This window comes from Paenibacillus sp. RC73, from assembly GCF_044908085.1.
In the GTDB taxonomy this organism is placed as follows: domain Bacteria; phylum Bacillota; class Bacilli; order Paenibacillales; family Paenibacillaceae; genus Paenibacillus; species Paenibacillus terrae_A.
Genome location: NZ_JBIYCV010000002.1, coordinates 498,865 through 517,421, shown reverse-complemented (window position 1 = coordinate 517,421; position 18,557 = coordinate 498,865). Strand labels below are relative to the sequence as shown.

At 47.4% G+C, this 18,557-nt stretch carries 21 protein-coding genes; 1 reads left to right on the top strand and 20 read right to left on the bottom strand.

Going from position 1 to position 18,557, the window contains the following annotated elements; genetic code table 11:
- Nucleotide 1: 1 nt before the first annotated feature.
- The 3 genes from ABH897_RS06020 to mtrB all read right to left on the bottom strand — a co-directional run bounded on the left by ABH897_RS06020 (nucleotide 2) and on the right by mtrB (nucleotide 1,866).
- A complete protein-coding gene (locus ABH897_RS06020) occupies nucleotides 2-871 on the bottom strand; it encodes a heptaprenyl diphosphate synthase component 1 (protein WP_283652251.1) in 870 nt (289 codons plus the stop codon).
- A gap of 116 nt (nucleotides 872-987) precedes the next feature.
- Complete coding sequence (locus tag ABH897_RS06015) at nucleotides 988-1,539, bottom strand: hypothetical protein (RefSeq protein WP_283652252.1); 552 nt, start codon at nucleotides 1,537-1,539, stop codon at nucleotides 988-990.
- A 96-nt stretch (nucleotides 1,540-1,635) separates the two neighbouring features.
- Nucleotides 1,636-1,866 carry a trp RNA-binding attenuation protein MtrB gene (mtrB, locus tag ABH897_RS06010; RefSeq protein WP_044646781.1) on the bottom strand — a complete coding sequence of 77 codons (231 nt, stop codon included), beginning with the start codon at nucleotides 1,864-1,866 and terminating at the stop codon, nucleotides 1,636-1,638.
- Nucleotides 1,867-2,022: 156 nt separating this feature from the next.
- On the opposite strand from mtrB, the gene ABH897_RS06005 reads away from it, so the two are divergent.
- Complete coding sequence (locus ABH897_RS06005; protein ID WP_283652253.1) at nucleotides 2,023-2,196, top strand: hypothetical protein; 174 nt, start codon at nucleotides 2,023-2,025, stop codon at nucleotides 2,194-2,196.
- Between the two features lie 70 nt (nucleotides 2,197-2,266).
- Here the strand turns inward: ABH897_RS06005 and ABH897_RS06000 are convergent, their stop codons facing one another.
- From ABH897_RS06000 to ypeB, 17 genes are all read right to left on the bottom strand, one after another.
- Nucleotides 2,267-2,539 (bottom strand): HU family DNA-binding protein, encoded by a 273-nt coding sequence (locus ABH897_RS06000; RefSeq protein WP_014282101.1) that lies wholly within the window; start codon nucleotides 2,537-2,539, stop codon nucleotides 2,267-2,269.
- 257 nt (nucleotides 2,540-2,796) lie between these two features.
- Entirely contained in the window at nucleotides 2,797-3,783 is a 987-nt protein-coding gene (locus ABH897_RS05995) for an ABC transporter permease (RefSeq protein WP_044646782.1), read from the bottom strand.
- Nucleotides 3,780-5,297 (bottom strand): sugar ABC transporter ATP-binding protein, encoded by a 1,518-nt coding sequence (locus ABH897_RS05990; protein WP_404591359.1) that lies wholly within the window; start codon nucleotides 5,295-5,297, stop codon nucleotides 3,780-3,782. The genes ABH897_RS05995 and ABH897_RS05990 overlap by 4 nt, the downstream gene beginning before the upstream one ends.
- Nucleotides 5,298-5,364: 67 nt before the next feature.
- The gene (locus tag ABH897_RS05985; protein WP_044646784.1) at nucleotides 5,365-6,468 is read right to left on the bottom strand and encodes a sugar ABC transporter substrate-binding protein; all 1,104 of its coding nucleotides are present in this window, start codon (nucleotides 6,466-6,468) and stop codon (nucleotides 5,365-5,367) included.
- 211 nt (nucleotides 6,469-6,679) lie between these two features.
- Nucleotides 6,680-8,158 (bottom strand): stage IV sporulation protein A, encoded by a 1,479-nt coding sequence (gene spoIVA, locus ABH897_RS05980; RefSeq protein WP_044646785.1) that lies wholly within the window; start codon nucleotides 8,156-8,158, stop codon nucleotides 6,680-6,682.
- A 13-nt stretch (nucleotides 8,159-8,171) separates the two neighbouring features.
- Nucleotides 8,172-8,453, bottom strand: a complete 282-nt coding sequence (locus tag ABH897_RS05975) for a hypothetical protein (RefSeq protein WP_404529612.1) — start codon at nucleotides 8,451-8,453, stop codon at nucleotides 8,172-8,174.
- 191 nt (nucleotides 8,454-8,644) lie between these two features.
- Entirely contained in the window at nucleotides 8,645-8,995 is a 351-nt protein-coding gene (locus tag ABH897_RS05970) for a 2Fe-2S iron-sulfur cluster-binding protein (RefSeq protein ID WP_283652256.1), read from the bottom strand.
- Nucleotides 8,996-9,047: 52 nt separating this feature from the next.
- Complete coding sequence (locus tag ABH897_RS05965; RefSeq protein WP_283656286.1) at nucleotides 9,048-9,674, bottom strand: hypothetical protein; 627 nt, start codon at nucleotides 9,672-9,674, stop codon at nucleotides 9,048-9,050.
- A gap of 186 nt (nucleotides 9,675-9,860) precedes the next feature.
- A complete protein-coding gene (locus tag ABH897_RS05960) occupies nucleotides 9,861-10,136 on the bottom strand; it encodes a stage VI sporulation protein F (protein WP_044646789.1) in 276 nt (91 codons plus the stop codon).
- Between the two features lie 170 nt (nucleotides 10,137-10,306).
- Nucleotides 10,307-11,347 carry an NAD(P)H-dependent glycerol-3-phosphate dehydrogenase gene (locus tag ABH897_RS05955; protein WP_283652257.1) on the bottom strand — a complete coding sequence of 347 codons (1,041 nt, stop codon included), beginning with the start codon at nucleotides 11,345-11,347 and terminating at the stop codon, nucleotides 10,307-10,309.
- Complete coding sequence (gene plsY / locus ABH897_RS05950; protein ID WP_283652258.1) at nucleotides 11,340-11,948, bottom strand: glycerol-3-phosphate 1-O-acyltransferase PlsY; 609 nt, start codon at nucleotides 11,946-11,948, stop codon at nucleotides 11,340-11,342. Before plsY ends, ABH897_RS05955 begins: the two co-directional genes overlap by 8 nt.
- A gap of 11 nt (nucleotides 11,949-11,959) precedes the next feature.
- Entirely contained in the window at nucleotides 11,960-13,282 is a 1,323-nt protein-coding gene (gene der, locus ABH897_RS05945; protein WP_044646792.1) for a ribosome biogenesis GTPase Der, read from the bottom strand.
- 144 nt (nucleotides 13,283-13,426) lie between these two features.
- Nucleotides 13,427-14,653, bottom strand: coding sequence for a 30S ribosomal protein S1 (rpsA, locus tag ABH897_RS05940; RefSeq protein ID WP_283652259.1), 1,227 nt, complete (start codon nucleotides 14,651-14,653; stop codon nucleotides 13,427-13,429).
- A gap of 119 nt (nucleotides 14,654-14,772) precedes the next feature.
- On the bottom strand, nucleotides 14,773-15,366 hold the full coding sequence (locus ABH897_RS05935; RefSeq protein ID WP_283657129.1) for a lysophospholipid acyltransferase family protein: 594 nt from the start codon (nucleotides 15,364-15,366) through the stop codon (nucleotides 14,773-14,775).
- On the bottom strand, nucleotides 15,363-16,070 hold the full coding sequence (cmk, locus tag ABH897_RS05930) for a (d)CMP kinase (RefSeq protein WP_044646795.1): 708 nt from the start codon (nucleotides 16,068-16,070) through the stop codon (nucleotides 15,363-15,365). Before cmk ends, ABH897_RS05935 begins: the two co-directional genes overlap by 4 nt.
- Before the next feature lie 133 nt (nucleotides 16,071-16,203).
- Entirely contained in the window at nucleotides 16,204-16,860 is a 657-nt protein-coding gene (locus tag ABH897_RS05925) for a flagellar brake protein (protein WP_283652260.1), read from the bottom strand.
- A gap of 177 nt (nucleotides 16,861-17,037) precedes the next feature.
- Nucleotides 17,038-18,420, bottom strand: a complete 1,383-nt coding sequence (gene ypeB, locus ABH897_RS05920; protein ID WP_404591356.1) for a germination protein YpeB — start codon at nucleotides 18,418-18,420, stop codon at nucleotides 17,038-17,040.
- Between the last annotated feature and the right edge of the window lie 137 nt (nucleotides 18,421-18,557).

The window sequence follows — 18,557 nt, the reverse complement described above, 5'->3', positions numbered from 1 at the left end:
CCTAACCTTCCCTCACAACCGGGTGTGGACTATTCAGCAGCTTCAGGAAAGGCTCCAGCATGCGTTCGAATTCCTCGATCCCCGTATTTTGATCATCTGACAGGATCTGCCGGATGTGTGTAACAGTCGTCTGGAGTTTGTTCAGTATCGCGTCCTCGGCTTTGTACTTCAGAACAAGCTTGTACCATACATCAGTGTCTGAACCACTCTCAGACAGCAGTTCCCGTTCGTTCTGGTCAGCATTACTATAAACATGCCAGAACATATATCCGAAACGGGACTTGTCCGATTCTGTACGCTTGTGCCATTCCTCTGCCAGCGTATCACAGAGGGCAAATTCGTTGAGAAGCGGCTCCCAGACTTCCCGATCCTGCTCTGCCACAAGGGAAGTAAAGGATAGAAAAAGCTCCTTTTTAAAACGAACCACCTGAGTTAAATACTGTGCCGCATTCAGACGGAGATGCTTCATCTCCCAATACAGGCTCATTTTACCAGCGTTTACTTCACATACAGCATCACTCAGCTTCGAAATGGTCGTGATGTGGCCTGCCAGTGCAAGCAGCTGATAAAAGCGGCTGCTAAAATAGTCCCCGGCCAACACTTTCAACTGTCTGGAACGCATTTCCTCCGGACTTCGTATACCGGATAAAGTATCAATCATATCATGCGTATCCAGCCCCATCTGCAAAAGCGAGGTGACCAATGCGTATAGCTCTTCCTCGCTGGCATGTAGCTCCTGCGCATTCCGGTTCAAAAACATAAACAACAGGCGGGTACGACTGTCAGGAAAAGCCGGCATTTCCGTATGTTGTTGAATCATGTCGTATTCCACATATTTCCTTGCTAATTGGGGTACGCGATACGGTTTCATCCTAAGCCTCCGAGCCATGACTTTCTGGTGTACTCAAATAATTGCAATGCCTTATATTATATCACAATTTAAAATGATTCGCGACTAAAGTACTGTAGGTCCAACGACAGAAACATCTAATCTGTATATACACCGTTAAACCTGCTTTGCCACATTGGAGTTACCGTAATACGGAAGCGGGCTTTCAGTTCCTCCGGCAAGTCCGCACCTTCCCGGCTTCTCAGCTGATCCAGTGCTTCAATCGTCCATTCGTTCCGGCGTATATCGGATGCCAGCAGAAGACGCCGTTCTCCTGACCATTCGTCCTGCGTCACTACCCGAAGCAGTAATTGCCGTACGTTCGTTGTTCCATAAAAACTAAAGGCGGCAATCTCCGCCATATTTTGATAGATTTCAAGCGGGGCGGTTTCTTCCTTGGAAAGCTTTACATCCAGAGTCAGGACTGAATGTTCCCAGCTTACGCTGGCAATTGGTGTCGTCAAAGAAAGCTCCTTCAGCGTATCCACCAGATTGTCATCGGTCAGCAGCACCCGCTGCTGCGACGATATCGTCGCCTGTGTCTCACGAACAGCTGCGGTTCCCGAATCCAGCGCCTGTAAGGATGGTAGCAGTACAGCAGCAGCGGTGGTTATGAGAATCGAGCCGCATAGCACAATCCAAGGTTTCATCAGAGCCTCCCCTGACCCCTACCCTGTTATGGGTTTGCTACGGTAAAGGTCCTCACTCTCATTGTACAACAAAAAAAAGCAGGCTATGCCTGCATTTTAATCCTCTGTATCCACGACCCCGTGCTTGGTCATCACAACGGCCTTGCCGCGAATTTTAATAGCAGAGGTATGATCGGTAAATTGGACGATCAGCACCTCACCCTTGTCCAATTTTTCTGAATGATGCAGGCGTGTATCCTGGCCTCTTGTTAAACCAAAAACCTGACATCCGTTGCTTTTTGCTTTAATCACAACGTACTCATTACTACCCGTCACGTTATCTTCCATATCCATTTCCCCCCTGAGAGCCGAAGCTATACTTTTTATGATGGAGATTCGAGCTTGTTTTGTCAACCATATGCTTCGGCGCTAACTGCAACAATTGCCGCGTCCCGAGCCATACTATCTATGCAGCCCCATCTGCTAACGAAAGGAGCGAATTGGATGAAAAACTATCGTCCCGCTAATCTGAGTCCTGCCCAAGTAGAGCGGCTTCAGCAGCTGGAGCATGAATTTGCCGAGCTGACGGGTGAACCATTGGTGCTGATCGCCTATGCCTCACGGGATGACAGAAGCGCTTCCCCTTCTTCGTCCCGCATCGCATCTGCTACGGAATAACAGGACAAAAAGAAAAGGCCGTGAATCAAATTCACGGTCTTTCCAGCGCAATGGGAATATGTAAGAAATCTTATTTAATTCCGTCCTTGAGCGCTTTACCCGGTTTAAATGCCGGAATTTTGCTCGCAGGGATTTCGATTTCTTCTCCTGTTTGCGGGTTACGTCCTTTACGTGCAGAACGTTCACGAACCTCAAAGTTCCCGAAACCTACCAGTTGCACCTTGTCTCCGTTTTGCAGCGCTCCGGAGATCGCTTCGAATACAGCGTCAACGGCTTTAGTTACGTCCTTTTTGGACAATTCAGTGCTTTCGGAAACCTGATTGATCAAATCCGTTTTATTCATAATATTCACCTCCCAATTCAAGTGTAGTCCAGCATTAAGGTTATCGGCGTTGTAGAACCGATATAAAGTCGCCTGTATAAAATAACCCGGGCGGCATATGCCTTCCATAATGTTATCATCTGTTTCCGTTTCGCCGTTAAATATACATAGAATATACCTAACCTCCGCAATATAGAGACAATATCGCCGAAACTGGCGTTTTATGGCACCCTTCTTGCGTGGAACAAGGTTTATAGTAATACAGTCCACAGACAATTTCAAGTACGGCGACGGTTTAGCACATAAAAAGTGATGGCCAGCGCGAGCACCAGCACAACTCCCTTGACGATATCATGAGCAAAATACTGCACGTTCATCATCGTCAGACCGTTCACCAATACCCCGATCAAAACCGCACCGATAAACGTGCCAATGACATTCGGTTTACCCGCTCCAAAGACCGAAAAGCCGACAAAAACCGCAGCTACCGCTTCCATCAGCAAGGGAGATCCTGCATCAATTTGGCCCGATCCTACTCGCGAAGCATACAAAATACCAGCAATGGCCGCAAATACGCCTGAAGCGACATAGGCCAGTGTGCGGACTTTTTTTACCCGTATGCCTGACAGACGAGCTGCTTCCTCATTTCCTCCGGTCACATACATTTGACGCCCATGCTTGGTGTAGGTTAAGAAAATATGCACTGCCGCTACCGCTAGCAGCAGCAAAATAACCGAAATCGGGATACCCAGCCATTTGCCTTGTCCCAAAATAAGAAAAGCAGGAGATATCTCTCCTGGCGCCTTGCTGCCATCAGGAAACTGCATATGATTATAGATGGTGTAGCCTTGAGCGTACGTTTTATGAATCCCGCTTACAATATACATCATCGCAAGGGTTGCCAGCAAATCGGGAATACGAAGCTTAACGATCAACAATGAGTTAAATAGTCCCACCACCGCACCGACAACCAAAGATACAATAATGACCACCGCAACAGGCTGTTCATACCAGACCATCAACGAAGCTGAAACAATAGTGGTCAGAGACACCGTAGCTCCCACCGAAAGATCAAAACCGTCCACGATGAGAGACAACGTCACACCAATTGCGACGAAAGTCACAATCGCAATTGAGCCAAGAATATCCATCAAATTATCATACGTCCAGAAATAGGGCAATGTGGCTGAAAAAAACGCCAGCACACCCATAATTACGACTACAGCCCCATAACGAAAGGAGACGTTTAACCATTTTTCCTTCATGAATGCACCTCTTCACCGCCGCTGGCATACAACAGAAGCTGTTCCTGCTCCACTTCGCCCCGCGTAAATTCCTTTATTATTTTTCCGTCATACATCACCGCAATCCGATCACCAATACCGATGCCCTCAGCAAATTCACAAGTTAGATAGATGACCGCTTTTCCCTGGGCCGCCAATTCACCAATGATACGGAAAATATCACTTTTCGCCCCGATATCCACACCCTTGGTCGGCTCGTCAAAAACAAACACATCTGCCCCGGAATGCAGCCATTTTCCTATCGCAACCTTTTGCTGATTCCCGCCACTCAAATATTTAACATTCTGGCGCAGAGATGGCGTCTTAATGCCCAGGGAAGCAACGACTTCGTTACCGTTCGTACGTTCTTTGCGACGACTGATAAAACCAAGTACACTCAACTTGCCCAATAGCGGAAGACTAAGGTTTCGTTCTACCGTCTCTTCGATGAATACACCCTGCTTGCGCCGTTCCTCAGGTATGGACACAATCCCCTGAACTATCGCGTCCGCAGGCTCTCTCAGACGAATAGAGCGACCTTTGAAGACCAGTTCCCCCTTATCGGGCTTATCGGCGCCTGTAAGAAGCCGGGACAGCTCCGTTTTGCCCGCACCGACCAAACCTACGATAGACAAGATTTCCCCGCGTCTGACCTGCAAATCGACACCGTGAACCCGTAATCCCCTGTGAAGCCCTTTGGCTTCCAGCACCGTTTCACCGACAGGAGCATCCGTTTTCGGAAATTCCTCCTCAAATGTTTTACCAAGCATATGCGTAACGATGTCGCCTACACTCAAATCAGAGGATGGACCCGTGAATACTTGCTCCCCATCACGCATCACCGTAACGCGGTCGCTGTGTTCGATGACCTCTGGCAATCGGTGCGTGATAAGAATACATGCAACGCCCTCCGCCTTGAGCGTATGGATGGTGCGGAACAAGCGCCGCGTTTCTTCTTCGCTGAGCGGCGCTGTAGGCTCATCGAAAATGATTGTATTTGCTTGCTGTGTCAAAATACGCGCAATGAGTACAAGCTGCTTTTCTGCCAACGTCAACTCAGAAACGTATTGCCGTACATCAATATCGGCCTCCAGCCGTCCCAACGCCTCGCGCGCGCGTTTACGCATGGAACCCGGCGCAGCCCACCAGCGTCCTTCAGGTGCAGATAAATCGTCCAGTACAATGTTCTCCGCGACACTCAGCTGCGGCACAAGCGCCGAATCGACCTCCTGATAGACACAGTGAATCCCCGCTCTCTTCGCCTCCCACGGCGAACCAATACTCAGCTCCTTGCCACCTGCTACAATGCTTCCCTGATCGGAACGATACGCGCCGGATAAAATTTTCATCAGCGTACTTTTACCTGCTCCGTTTGCGCCCAGCAGAGCGTGAATTTCGCCGCCATGCACCGTAAAATCCACGGACCGCAGCGCATCCACACCAGCAAACTGTTTGCTTATTTTCTTCATTTCCAGTGTATACACTTGTGAACTCATGGTACCTCCCTCACGCCTGCTTATGATAAAAGCGCGCCGAAGCGCGCCTTATGTTTTATCCTAAAGTTTATTTGGCCGTTTCATATTCTTTCATCCAATCCTTGTAGCCTTGCTCGCTTTTGCCCCATCCCTTTACATATTGAGACAGCTCGGATGTGGAAATTTGCTTATCCGGCAATGCTTCGCGCTGCACATAGACCGCCTTCAATACCACTTGCTCCTCCGGGTTGTCCCCGTGCAGCTTCTGATATGCATAGCGCACTTGTACACGTCCGATATCTGTAGGATCTACAGCCGCAGAAGCTACCCAAGGATTTTTCGGGTCCTGAATCATTTGCAGATCCTCGTCACTCATATCAATGCCGTAGACTTTAATTTCCGTGCGTCCAGCTTGCTGGATGGCGCGTGCTGCACCTTTGGCAAATTCATCCCAGGCAGCCCAGACCGCTGTAATTTCACCCTTTGGATATTGTTTCAACACAGCCTCCATTTTGGATTGGGTATCCAGAGCTGGATTTTGAGCTGAGCCAAAAGTTGCAATTTCTTTAATATCCGGATTAGCTTTGGAAAACTTATCGTAAGCAACTTGACGACGCTCCATCGGTGCAAAGCCGGCAACCCACACTTTTACGATGTTCCCTTTGCCGCCGATATCCTTTTTCATTTGCTCCAGCGTCAGCTCGGCCATGCTTTGGTCATCCTGTGAAAGTACGACAGCCCCCGGAACGTTGACCGCAGCATCGAATACGATAACCGGGATATTGCGGGAAATCGCTTTTTTCAATCCTGTTTCCAGCAACGCATCACCATGATCCGTCAAAATGACATCAAACTGCTGGTTAATCGCGCTATCGAGCAAGGAGGCCATTTTTGCTTTATCGTTGTCTGCCACAAACTTGGTCAGCGTACCGCCAAATTTCTTAACTTCCTCTTCCACGCCCTGAACATACTGCTGCGAGAACGTGCCTGTGTTAAACTCCATAATTAATGCAACCCGTTTGCCTTTTAAATTTAAACTGTCTGTTTTTGCATCTGTTGTGTTCGATCCTGTACTGCTTGTCCCTTGAGCACCGCTCTCTGTTTTCGGCGCGCCACATGCAGTGACCAGCAAAACCAGCACCAGCAGCATCATAGCCCCTAGTCCTAGCTTTTTGTTTTTTTGGATATTCATGCTTCGTTTCCCCCTCGTTCATTCAACAAAATGATTCAAATTTGATACTTAATATATCGCGTTAAACCAAGTATGTAAATAGGTTTTATGAATACAGAAAAATATTTTACGATCATATATGACAAAATACGACAATTGCATATCAAAATAACGCAAAGAGCGGATAGCTCTCTGCGTTATTGTTTCTTACACGATTTTCATTTACTTACGCTTAAAGAATGATGGCAATCAGACCACCGGAGCCTTCGTTAATAATGCGGCCCAACGTTTCCTGAAGTTTGTAGCGTGCATTGTCTGGCATCATTGCGATCTTGCCCTGAATGCCTTCACGCACAATGGAATGCAGCGAGCGTCCGAAAATGTCCGATTCCCAAATTTTGATCGGATCATTTTCAAAATCCTGCATCAGATAGCGCATAAGCTCCTCACTTTGCTTCTCTGTTCCGATAATCGGAGCAAATTCCGATTCCACATCGACACGGATCATGTGTATGGAAGGTGCTGTTGCCTTGAGCCGCACACCAAACCTTGTACCCTGACGAATCAACTGCGGATCGTCTAGTGCCATCTCGGACAACGACGGCGCAGCAATGCCATATCCCGTTGTCTTGACCATTTCCAGCGCCTCGGCGAAGCGGTCGTATTCCCGCTTGGCATGGGCAAAATCTTGCATCATTTGCAGAAGATGATCCTTGCCGCGGATCTCTACCCCAACCACCTCGACCAAAATCTGATCGTACAGCTCATCCGGTGCGAACAGATCAATTTCCGCCACACCCTGGCCCATATTCATCCCGCTCAGACCGGCCCTGTCGATGAATTCATACTCCATAAACTGGCCGACCACCCGGTCTACATCACGCAGGCGTCGAATGTCTTTTACCGTATCGCGGACGGAATTCTCATAATTGCTGCGCAGCCAGTGATCTTCATTCAGTACCATAACCCAGCTCGGCAAATTCACATTCACCTCATGCACTGGGAATTCATATAATACTTCACGAAGCACGCCTGTAACATCATCTTCTGTCATCGTTGCTGCACTGAGCGTCATGACAGGAATATCATACTTGGCTGCCAACTCACTGCGAAGTTGAAGTGTTTCATCGCTGCGCGGATGCGTGGAATTGATGACCAGCACAAACGGCTTGCCTACCTCTTTCAACTCCTCAATGACTCGCTCTTCCGACTCTACATAAGAGCTACGCGGAATTTCCGCAATCGTGCCGTCTGTCGTGACGACAACACCGAGCGTCGAATGCTCCTGAATGACCTTGCGCGTGCCAATCTCCGCCGCTTCCTGAAACGGAATCGGTTCTTCAAACCATGGCGTGGAGATCATCCGCGGACCATTTTCATCCTCGTAGCCCTTCGCACCCTCTACTGCGTATCCTACACAGTCGACCAGACGGACATTCACATCCAGTCCTTCCGTTACTTTGATCTGGACAGCATTATTCGGTACGAATTTAGGCTCCGTCGTCATGATCGTTTTCCCTGCCGCACTTTGTGGCAGCTCATCTACGGCGCGGGCACGGTCCGCCTCACTTGTAATGTTCGGCAGAACAATCGTCTCCATAAACCGCTTGATAAAAGTTGATTTACCTGTTCGGACTGCGCCGACGACCCCAAGATAAATATCTCCTCCGGTGCGTTCGGCAATGTCTTTAAAAATGTCCACTTTCTCCAATGAAATCCCCTCCTCAAAAGTCTCCGAAGGAAAAATGCTTAATGAGCATCCGCTTCGTGTTCAACCAACTGCTTGATCCCAGATGCGGCAGAACAGCCTTTAAAATGCCCGGAAGTCGTCCGCCGCCGAGGTTCAGGAGACTGATGGAATCGGCGAAACGGCGTAAACTCGTACATGCATTTGGACTGATACCATCATATGTATCCCCTCCGTAAAATATGTTCAGTTTTTCGAAAAAATAGAGTACGTCACAGAGATCACTGCAAAACGATATTTTACGTTTGGGTCCACTCACCTAATATATGCGTGACGGGGTTTCCCCATGACTTCGATACTAGATTTATAATAAAAAAAGGATGTCTCTCTGACTTTCTAAGCAAACTCGCACCCATATTAAGAACACTTTTTTGAGCGTTCACTTTAGGGGTATAAGTTTCATAGTCGTCGGATAACATCCTTTGTTTCTTATTCTTTTGAGTTTAAGCTTTACCATAGTTCGTCTTCCTGTGCCTGACGCTCAAGCTGTCGCCGAACAGCCGCCTTGAGCTTATCCTCTGGTATCATCACCTCAACATTACTCTGAGCGCGAGCCTGACAGGACAAGCGGATGCCTTCATCCAGCAGAGATCCCAGCTTGCGGCGCTCTGCATCACTTGGCTGGCCTGCGTGTACAGCCCATTCCTGTGAAATATGCACCTTGCACATGAGACAGGCCGCTTTTCCATCACAACGGGTTGGAATATACACGTTCGCTTTACGTGCGGCCTGGAGCAATGTCGTGCCTTGACCGACCTGTACGCGCCTCCCTGATGGCTTAAACGTAATATGCACATCCATGAACGGCCCTCCATTCTTTTAGCGACCACGAACCTGCCAATTACAGCCTCATTCAGCTTCTGGAATGCAACTCGGGCCAAGGCAAAAGCTCTTGCAGCTTAGCCAGTTGGCCATCTGTCCAAATGTTGCTGATCAGCAGTTGGTTCAGTACCGCTATATGTCGCTGTGGATCACGCTTTATGGCGTCTGCAATCGCCTCATATCGGTCGGGGCGGTTTCGTAATAGATTAAATAGTAACTCATGACTGAGTGGCATCAGACGCAGTGAAGAGCGCCCCAGGTCAAGCCGGATTCCAGCCGTCCATAGCAGCCGCTCGACCTCCAAACGATATAAAGCTCCATCACACAGCACCTCAAAACCACCCACAAGCTCAACTGGAAATCCCTCCAGCTCATAGTGGCTCAGTAATGAAACGTATGAACCACTACGATCTACCTGCTGTCGATCGATCATTATACCCGGTGCTTTCGCATGGAGCTCCTTCGCTGCGTGAATATCTGCGTAAATATCAATATCTCGGGGCAGTCGATCCAGCTCAACCCCCTGTAAAAGCAGCGAACAGCTTCCTCCCAGCATCCACGGAACAGCAACAGATTCCCAGCCGTCCGCCAAGCTGCTCAACGCAGCCGTCAGCTCGTGAGGCAGCTTGTTCAATCGCACCGAAGGTATAGCCTCCATCACATTGTTTCCTCCCTTTCAATCCATCATCCCGTTTCTGTTGGGCACCATTATAACATGTTATGTATGGCAGTTCGACATTTTATGCATAAGAGAGCAGACGAGAATCTGCTGGAATATATAAAAAAAACCGTGAACCTGTCTGGTTCACGGAGAATGGAACCCGCCAGTACACGGCCGGAATTTTTATTTTTTCATCATCATTTTCATCAACCCTTCCATATTGGAAGGACTCATTCCGCTCTTTTTGACGGCACCGACAATATCCCTTACTGTATCTTCCGACACCGGAATGTTGGCCATCGCAGATACCTGCTTTATCAGCTGACGCAGCTGTGCTTCACTTTGAAGCGTGTCCGCCTTCACGGTGCTTGCCAGCTTTTTCACCGCATTTTCAGATATGTTTTTGCCGCCTTTTTTGTTAATGGCCTTCAACGCATCTTTCGGAAAGTTTTTACTCACATTCTCCCCTCCTCCGCCATTGCTCAACTCAGTGTATGAATGGTGGAATCCAAAGGTGATTAAGCTTACGAAAGACATGCCATACGCCTAACTGAAAAAAGCTGTCTCAACCGTAGATAAAATCCACTTGCGAGACAGCCTTTTGTATGTTTTTATGTGCAGCTAAACCTTTATGAATGCCATTGTTCCCATGTTTGCAGAGGCATGACTTCCATTTCGGTTTTCGGGTCGCGCCCCATGAGCGCCTCGACGGCCTTGCGGACGTCACGTCCTTCAAATAGTACCCCGTACAGCACTTCCGTAATAGGCATCTGAACGCCCAGCTTTTGCGAGATCGCATAGGCTGCCTTTGTCGTCCGAATGCCTTCTACCACCATGCCCATGGATTCTAGCACATCATCAAGCTTTTGTCCCTGCCCAAGCAGTGAGCCTGCACGCCAGTTACGGCTGTGACGGCTCGTTGCGGTGACGACCAGATCGCCTATACCCGCAAGCCCGGAAAAGGTCAACGGATTGGCTCCCATTTCTACTCCGGCACGGGTAATCTCTGCCAAACCACGAGTCAACAAAGCGGCTTTTGCATTATCCCCGAAGCCTAATCCGTCCGACATCCCCGCGCCCAGAGCGATAATGTTCTTCAACGCTCCGGATAGCTCCACACCCAACAAATCCCGGTTCGTATACACACGGAAATAGGAGTTCATGAACAGCTCCTGTGCAGCCTGTGCAGCCTTCTCATTAGACGAGGCTACGACAACCGTCGTAGGGCATTTCCGCACTACTTCTTCCGCATGGCTCGGACCGGACAGCACGGCAATATCACCCTCCGCGACTTCCAGCTCTTCTGAAATCACCGTGGACATACGTTTGAGTGTTTCCGTTTCAAAACCTTTAATGGCATGCACAATCAGCATATCCTTGGTAAAGAATGCTTTCAGACTACGCGCCACCTGACGCGCAGCAGCGGAAGGAGCTACGATTATAACTGCTTTGGCACCGGACACCGCAGCTTCCATATCAGTTGTAGCCGTAATCCGTTCAGTCAGGACAGAACCAGGTAAATAATGCTCATTTGTATGCTTCTCATTGATTTCAGCAGCTTGCTGTTCGTTTCTCGTCCAGACAGAGACATCGTTGTTATTGGCCGCAAGGACGGAAGCCAGAGCTGTTCCCCAACTGCCCGCGACCAGCACAGCTATTTTCTCAGACAAGACGATCTCCTCCTTTGGAGCCAAGCTTGTTTTCTTTCCCCCGTACCAGCTTGGCAATGTTAGTGCGGTGTCTCCACACAGCAAACACACAAATGACCAGAGCCGTCCAGAAGAGCGGCCATGCATAACCAAGTACCAGTAAAATCCAAGGTGTCAAAATGACAAAAATCAGCGAGCCAAGGGATACATAGCGCGTAATTACGATTGCAAGAATCGCAATAATTCCGGCATACAATGCGGGGAGTAAGGCAATCGAGACCAATACACCAATAGCGGTAGCAATACCTTTTCCTCCGCGAAAGTGGAAATATACCGGCCAGTTATGGCCTGCAATCGCCGCAATGCCACACAAACCCGGTAACCAGGATGAATTTCCGCCAAGCCAATGCCCTATCAGCACCGCAACAATCCCTTTAAGTACGTCCAGCAGCAGTACCAGAATGGCAGGGCCTTTTCCTAGCACGCGCAGCGTATTCGTCGCGCCGGCATTGCCACTTCCATGCTGGCGAATGTCGATTCCTTTTAATTTTCCATACAGCAGACTGAAGCTGACAGAGCCAAGCAAGTAACTGAGTACGATGGCAACGATCTGTAAAATCAACCTATTCGCTCCTAACTTTCGTCAGACTTGCGCCGTGTAAAGATACGAATTGGAGTTCCCTCAAAGTTGAAGGCGGCGCGAATTTTGTTCTCCAGATAACGCTCGTAAGAGAAGTGCATCATTTCCGGATCATTGACGAATACAACCATCGTAGGCGGCTTAACAGCAACCTGAGTCACGTAGTTAATACGCAGACGGCGTCCTTTGTCAGTTGGCGGAGGATTAATCGCAACCGCATCGGAAATAACATCGTTCAGCAAATGCGTCTGAATACGCAAGACATGCTGCTGCGCCACATGCTGGACAACAGGGAGCAGCTTTTGCAAGCGCTGCTTTGTTTTCGCAGACAAGAACACAATCGGAGCATAGGTCATAAACAGAAAGTGATCGCGAATTTTAGTTTCAAATTGGCGCATCGTTTTATCGTCCTTATCCACGACATCCCATTTGTTTACAACAAACAGCGAGGCTTTACCTGCTTCATAAGCGTAACCGGCAATGTGCTTATCCTGCTCAATAATACCTTCCTCGCCGTTAATAACGACCAGTACGACATCTGCACGCTCAATAGCACGCATGGCACGCATCACACTATATTTTTCTGTCGTCTCATATACTTTACCACGTTTACGCATACCCGCCGTATCAATCAGTACATACTTCTGGCCGTCTTTTTCAAAAGGCGTATCAATTGCATCACGCGTTGTACCTGCAATGTCACTAACAATAACCCGTTCCTCTCCCAGAATGGCGTTAACAAGCGAGGATTTACCTACGTTCGGGCGACCGATCAAGGCAACACGGATCACATCTTCATCATAAATGTCCTCTTCCAGCTCAGGCAAATTGGACGTAATCGCATCCAACAGGTCACCAAGACCTATACCGTGGCTACCAGAAATGGCAATCGGGTCGCCGAATCCATAAGAATAAAATTCATAAATCAGATCCGCACGTGCCAGATTGTCCACCTTGTTTACAGCCACAACAACAGGCTTGCCCGAACGATACAGCATTTGGGCTACCTCTTCATCAGATTGCGTAATCCCTGCCTTCGCATCACTCATGAATACAATAACATCTGCTTCTTCTATAGCTAGTTCGGCTTGCATCCGGATGGATTTCAAGATTTCATCTTCCCCATCAATCTCAATGCCGCCAGTATCAATAATACTGAAGGATTTACCGTTCCACTCCGATATACCATAAATACGGTCACGGGTGATTCCAGGCTTATCTTCCACTATGGATAAACGATCTCCGATAATCCGATTAAAAATGGTGGATTTACCCACATTCGGACGACCGACAATAGCCACAACGGGTCTTGCCATAAATTCACTCCTCCTGTCAATTCTTCCGCTCTCATCATAGCAAAAAACATGCCTGTTAGCGATATTGTCACGTAACAACAATCGGCGAACCCTCTGGGTCCGCCGATGGTGTACGTTATGCTTATAAAGTGTATTGATTCAAACTCATTTAAATTTGTTCAGTTTATCGCCAAAACGTTCGCCAAGCGTAATGCTCAGACCAGAATTGTTCAAAGAAACGTTCGGATTGTTCAGTTCCTCACGAGGCGCGCGGGATGCACGTGGCGCTCTTTCTGCTCTTGGAGCAGCTTCTGGAGCTTCCTCAGTTTCTTTAATGCTCAGGCTAACACGTTTTTCAGTAGGATTCATTTCAAGAATTTTAACCTTAACTTCTTGTCCTTCTTCCAGAACTTCTTGTGGAGTTCCAATGTGTTTGTGGGAAATTTGGGAGATATGAACCAAACCTTCCACGCCAGAAGCGATTTCAACGAATGCACCGAAGTTAACCAGACGTTTAACAACGCCTGTTACAACGTCACCGTTGTTAAATTGTCCAGCAGCAGATTCCCAAGGACCAGGCTGTGCAGCTTTCATGCTCAGGCTGATTTTTCCTTTTTCAGGGTCCACTTTCAGGACTCTCACTTTTACTTGTTCTCCTTCAGAAACCGCATCGGAAGGTTTGTCAACATGAGTCCAGGCAATTTCAGATACGTGAACCAAACCATCCACGCCGCCTACGTCAACGAAAGCACCGAATTGAGTGAGACGTTGAACCGTACCCACGATTTCTTGTCCTTCTTTCAGCTCAGCCATTACTTTAAGCTTGTTGGCTTCAAATTCTGCTTCCAGAACGTCTTTTTGAGAAAGGATTACCTTGTTGTTCTCACGATCCAGCTCTTTCACGACAACACGCAATGTGCGGCCTTTATAATCGCTGAAATCTTCAACGAAATGGCGTTCTACCATGGATGCAGGGATAAATCCGCGCAGACCCACGTCTACAACGATGCCGCCTTTAACGACATCATTAACAACCACTTCAAATACTTCTTTGCTTTCAAACAGCTGCTCCAGCTTTTCCCAAGCATTTTCACTGTCGATTGCACGTTTGGACAGGACAAGTTTTTCTTTGCCGTCGTCGATGCTGATAATTCTAGCTTCAACCTCTTGGCCTACTTGTACTGCTTCTTCTGCGTTGTCCAAACCAGAAGACAACTCGCGAATTGGAATAATTCCATCGTATTTATATCCAATGCTTACTACCGCTTGGTTATCTTCCAATTTCACGATTGTACCTTTAACGGTGTCACCTTTTTTCAGGGAGACGATTTGATCGAGCTCGTCTTGATTTGCCGCTTCAGCAGCTTCTTGATTTTTAATTTCTTCCGACATGTCAATACCCTCCTCAATTCAAAAAAACCATTTATTTAAACCTGCGCGTAGCAGAGTTCAAAACACTGATAAACTTCTGTTCTAGTTTTCCGAGATTAGACACAATTCATGCAAGCCTTTTAGTTATTCGTAGGCTCGCCGGTTTCTCGCATTGTACGAATACGAGACATAATCTCTTCTGTTGCCAGCTCAAGTGGATCTCCTTCGATAACGGCGCCTTTTTGGTAAGCATCCAAATTAACAGGTTTGCCGTATATCACTTTAGTTTTACGGAAAAGCTTGTAATCACCAACAATGGCGACCGGAACGGCAGCCGCTCCACTACGCAGCGCAAAGCTGGCAGCACCCTTTTTACCGATTCCCCCGGCTCCTCTGGAGCCTTCTGGAAAGATTCCCATAACCTTGCCGTCACGCAAAATGGTCAAGGCCAGCTTAATGGATTCCTTGCTCACACCACCGCGTTTGACCGGAAAAGCTCCCAGCTTGTCAATCAACGGACCAAGTACAGGAGTATTAAATAACTCGGCTTTCGCCATAAAGTGAACCTTTCGATCCAGCAAAATGCCAACTGTCGGCGGGTCCAGATTACTAATATGATTAGAACACAACAGTACTCCGCCCTCAGCAGGAACATTTCCCCTGCCTACCGCCTCAAGTCTGAACAGAAAGCGGTATATGAGACGCAAAATACGGACGCATACAGCATATATCATTGGCTGATCTCTCCATCCTTCGCCGTGGTGCAGTAAGATACAATGGTATCGACGACATCCTGAATGCCCATATGGGTCGTATCCAGCACGATAGCGTCGTCACTGCAACGAAGCGGGGATACCTCCCTCTCCTCATCAAGCTTGTCACGCGCCGCAATGTCACGTTCAAGCTGCTCCAGAGTGATATCATCAGCTCCGCTTAGTTCTTTAAACCGGCGAGAGGCACGTTCCTGAACACTTGCGGTCATAAACACCTTGACTTCCGCATCAGGAAGCACAGTGGTTCCAATATCGCGACCATCCATAACGACACCTTTACGCGCGGCCATTTCACGCTGGTTTTCAGTCAAACGCGAACGCAACCCCGCAATACTCGAATACTGTGACACCTTGCCTGTCACTTCCATCGAACGAATTACTGTCGTTACATCTTCCCCGTTACAATAAACCTTTTGGCCTGTAGGGTCCGGTACTAATTCAATCACCAGCTCAGGCACATATTGAAGCACTTTTTGTACATTTTCCGCCGGAATTTCCTTGCGCATCATGTACCATGTTGCTGCCCGGTACATCGCTCCGGTATCTACATAAACATAAGAAAGTGCTTTCGCTACCAAGCGGGCCACCGTACTTTTCCCTGCACCAGCAGGTCCATCAATGGCTACATTTATTTTATTACTTGAAGATACATGTTGCCTTGCCAACGGGTAATTCCTCCTAACCTAACCTCAAGAAAAAAGCAGGCATTGCCTGCGACGTGAAAATTATACCACACATTCAGAGTTGATGCAAAATGAACGGCAGGTTTAACAAAAAAAGAATAAACCGGGATGAAAGCTATCTCCCCCGGAATTCCAACTGACGCTCAAAGCAATATTTGATAAGCTTTTGACGCTCCTGATCAGCAATTTCCTCATATTTCAGCATGATTAGCCTGCGACCATTTTCCATTTGCTGAATACGTACAATTTCGGATTGGAACGGGACATGCTCCTGAGTTCCATTTTTATAAGGGACCAGAATCCAGCAGGACAATGATTCACCTTCTTCCAGGTGATGTGATCCTTGAGTCTGAAAAGAAACGCCTCCACCTCCTACATCATGTGTCTCAGCTACAAACCTTGATTCGTTTAATCCATACTTTACCGCTATTTCCAGGTTGGCCTGAACCCGTAGAAAATTTCGACGCTGAATTTTGCTGATGCTGTCTGGGACAGGCTTGTGAATGCGAACCATCCGGAGCACATCCTCTTTAAAGCCAGTAACGTGGGTATTGAAATAGTTTTTTATCCCGCCCTCGCTCATAAAAAATATCGACAGTTCTTCTCCTAAAAACAGTTTTTTCAGTTGCCCGCTCGTTTGAGACATGGGTATCTCTATTAGAAAGTTCTGGGACTCCTCTTCCGCAATACGTGACTTAAATTCAAAATGTTCATCCGCATGATCGGTACCAGCCACTTGTATGTATAGCACATCATTAATTGTAGGAAACAAACCGCTCACCATCCTTGTCCATTTAAAAGCTTTAATAAGGTATATAATACCACGACTTTGTGCCTATTTTAAGCATTATATTTGTTATAACCATGTCAAAAGCACAAAAAAACCTCCTTAATGAAGGAGGTTTAGCATGACTAATGGTTCATTTTTACGTATTTACCCTATTTACACTTAAACATTACTTCCAGAAGCCGGTTCGTCCGAATCTTTAACTTGCTCAATCGTTTCTTCCATCCCCGTATCAGCGTTAATGTAGATTCGATAAATGGAACCGTTGATTTTCCCGCCAAATTCGTAACACAGAACCTCTTTGGACAGTTCATTTTCAATCAGTGCTTTCCGGTGATAAGTTTCACGAAACTCAGGGTTCAGCTTCGCACGTGCTGCCTTCACATCCAGCTTAGCCTTCGGAATACGGCGGAGATGGCTGTGCTCATACACGTAGTCACTCGATTGAAAACCGATCACTTGCCCGTTATCGAGACCGGATCTAACTGTGATTTTTTCTGGATAGATGATCACATCCCCTTTTTGAGTGGCAAATGTGATGTTGGCTAAATTTCCACTTTCATCATAAGAAACAGGCTTCATCCCTGGATATCCCTTACGTTGGAGATACTCACTCGCACAGCGAACCGCCTCATTGCGAGTTGATTTCTTCGGCCCAACCGTTCTCATATCATGGTAAGAAATAAGCTTGCCGCCTTTTTTGGTATAATCCATGGTGGCTACAGGCTTCTGTTTGTTATACAGAGTAGCTGTATAAGATGCCCATTCCGTTCCTTTACCATTTTCATGGACACGGATTTGGCTTTCCGGTTTCCCTGTAAATTCAGCCGCGTTCCGCTTAATTTGCTCCGCGTTCACAGCAGGAAGACTCAGCTTCTTCACAGAGCGTTTATCATAGATGCTAGCCACGGATGGTCCCCAATCCAGCTCCTTATAATTCTCCACTTTTTTGTCTACAGTTTGGAAGCCGTCAATAATGGTGTTGTCCTTAGGCCCGGTCTGGGAGCCTGGGGCTGTATCGACATCCATCCAACGCAAATTTTTGCTGAGGACTTTTTGCCGGACTTCGTGCATATTTTTCGAAATTTCTCTGGAATTAGTGTATAAGGTTTTCAGATTTGATAATTCTTTCTCATTCAATGGCTCGTGATCCAAATCACGGACAGACGTTTGATACGCAAATGCAGATAGATGTGACAATAGATCCTTCGCATGATTAAAAGGCATCACATTGAGCGGCAACTGGTTGACCTCATTTTGGGCCTCGCTTGTAATTCTCCACACATTCATCAGACATTTGCGATGCATGGCGTGTGACGTGTTGTGAACTGCAATAGCGTTCCCGAGTTGTGAATGCAACTGATCCATATGAAACGACAAATCATGAAACGCACGCTGATATTGATTTTCCGCTTTAATCGACATGCTATTTGCCTGAAGAGACACCTCTTTTCTCATCTGGCTTTCCCGATAACCCCACACAAATGCTCCTATCATAATCAGGGTAACAATCGGAAACATTACGGTACTAAGTCGTCTATACATATTGGGAGTCTCCTTTCTTCAAGTACACTAACGATAGTGTGACAAGAAGAATGCTCTCTTATGCATGGTTTTCCATAACTTCGATAATAAACTCACAGTGATCGCAGATACAGCGCTTAAATCCGGTCTGAACACTC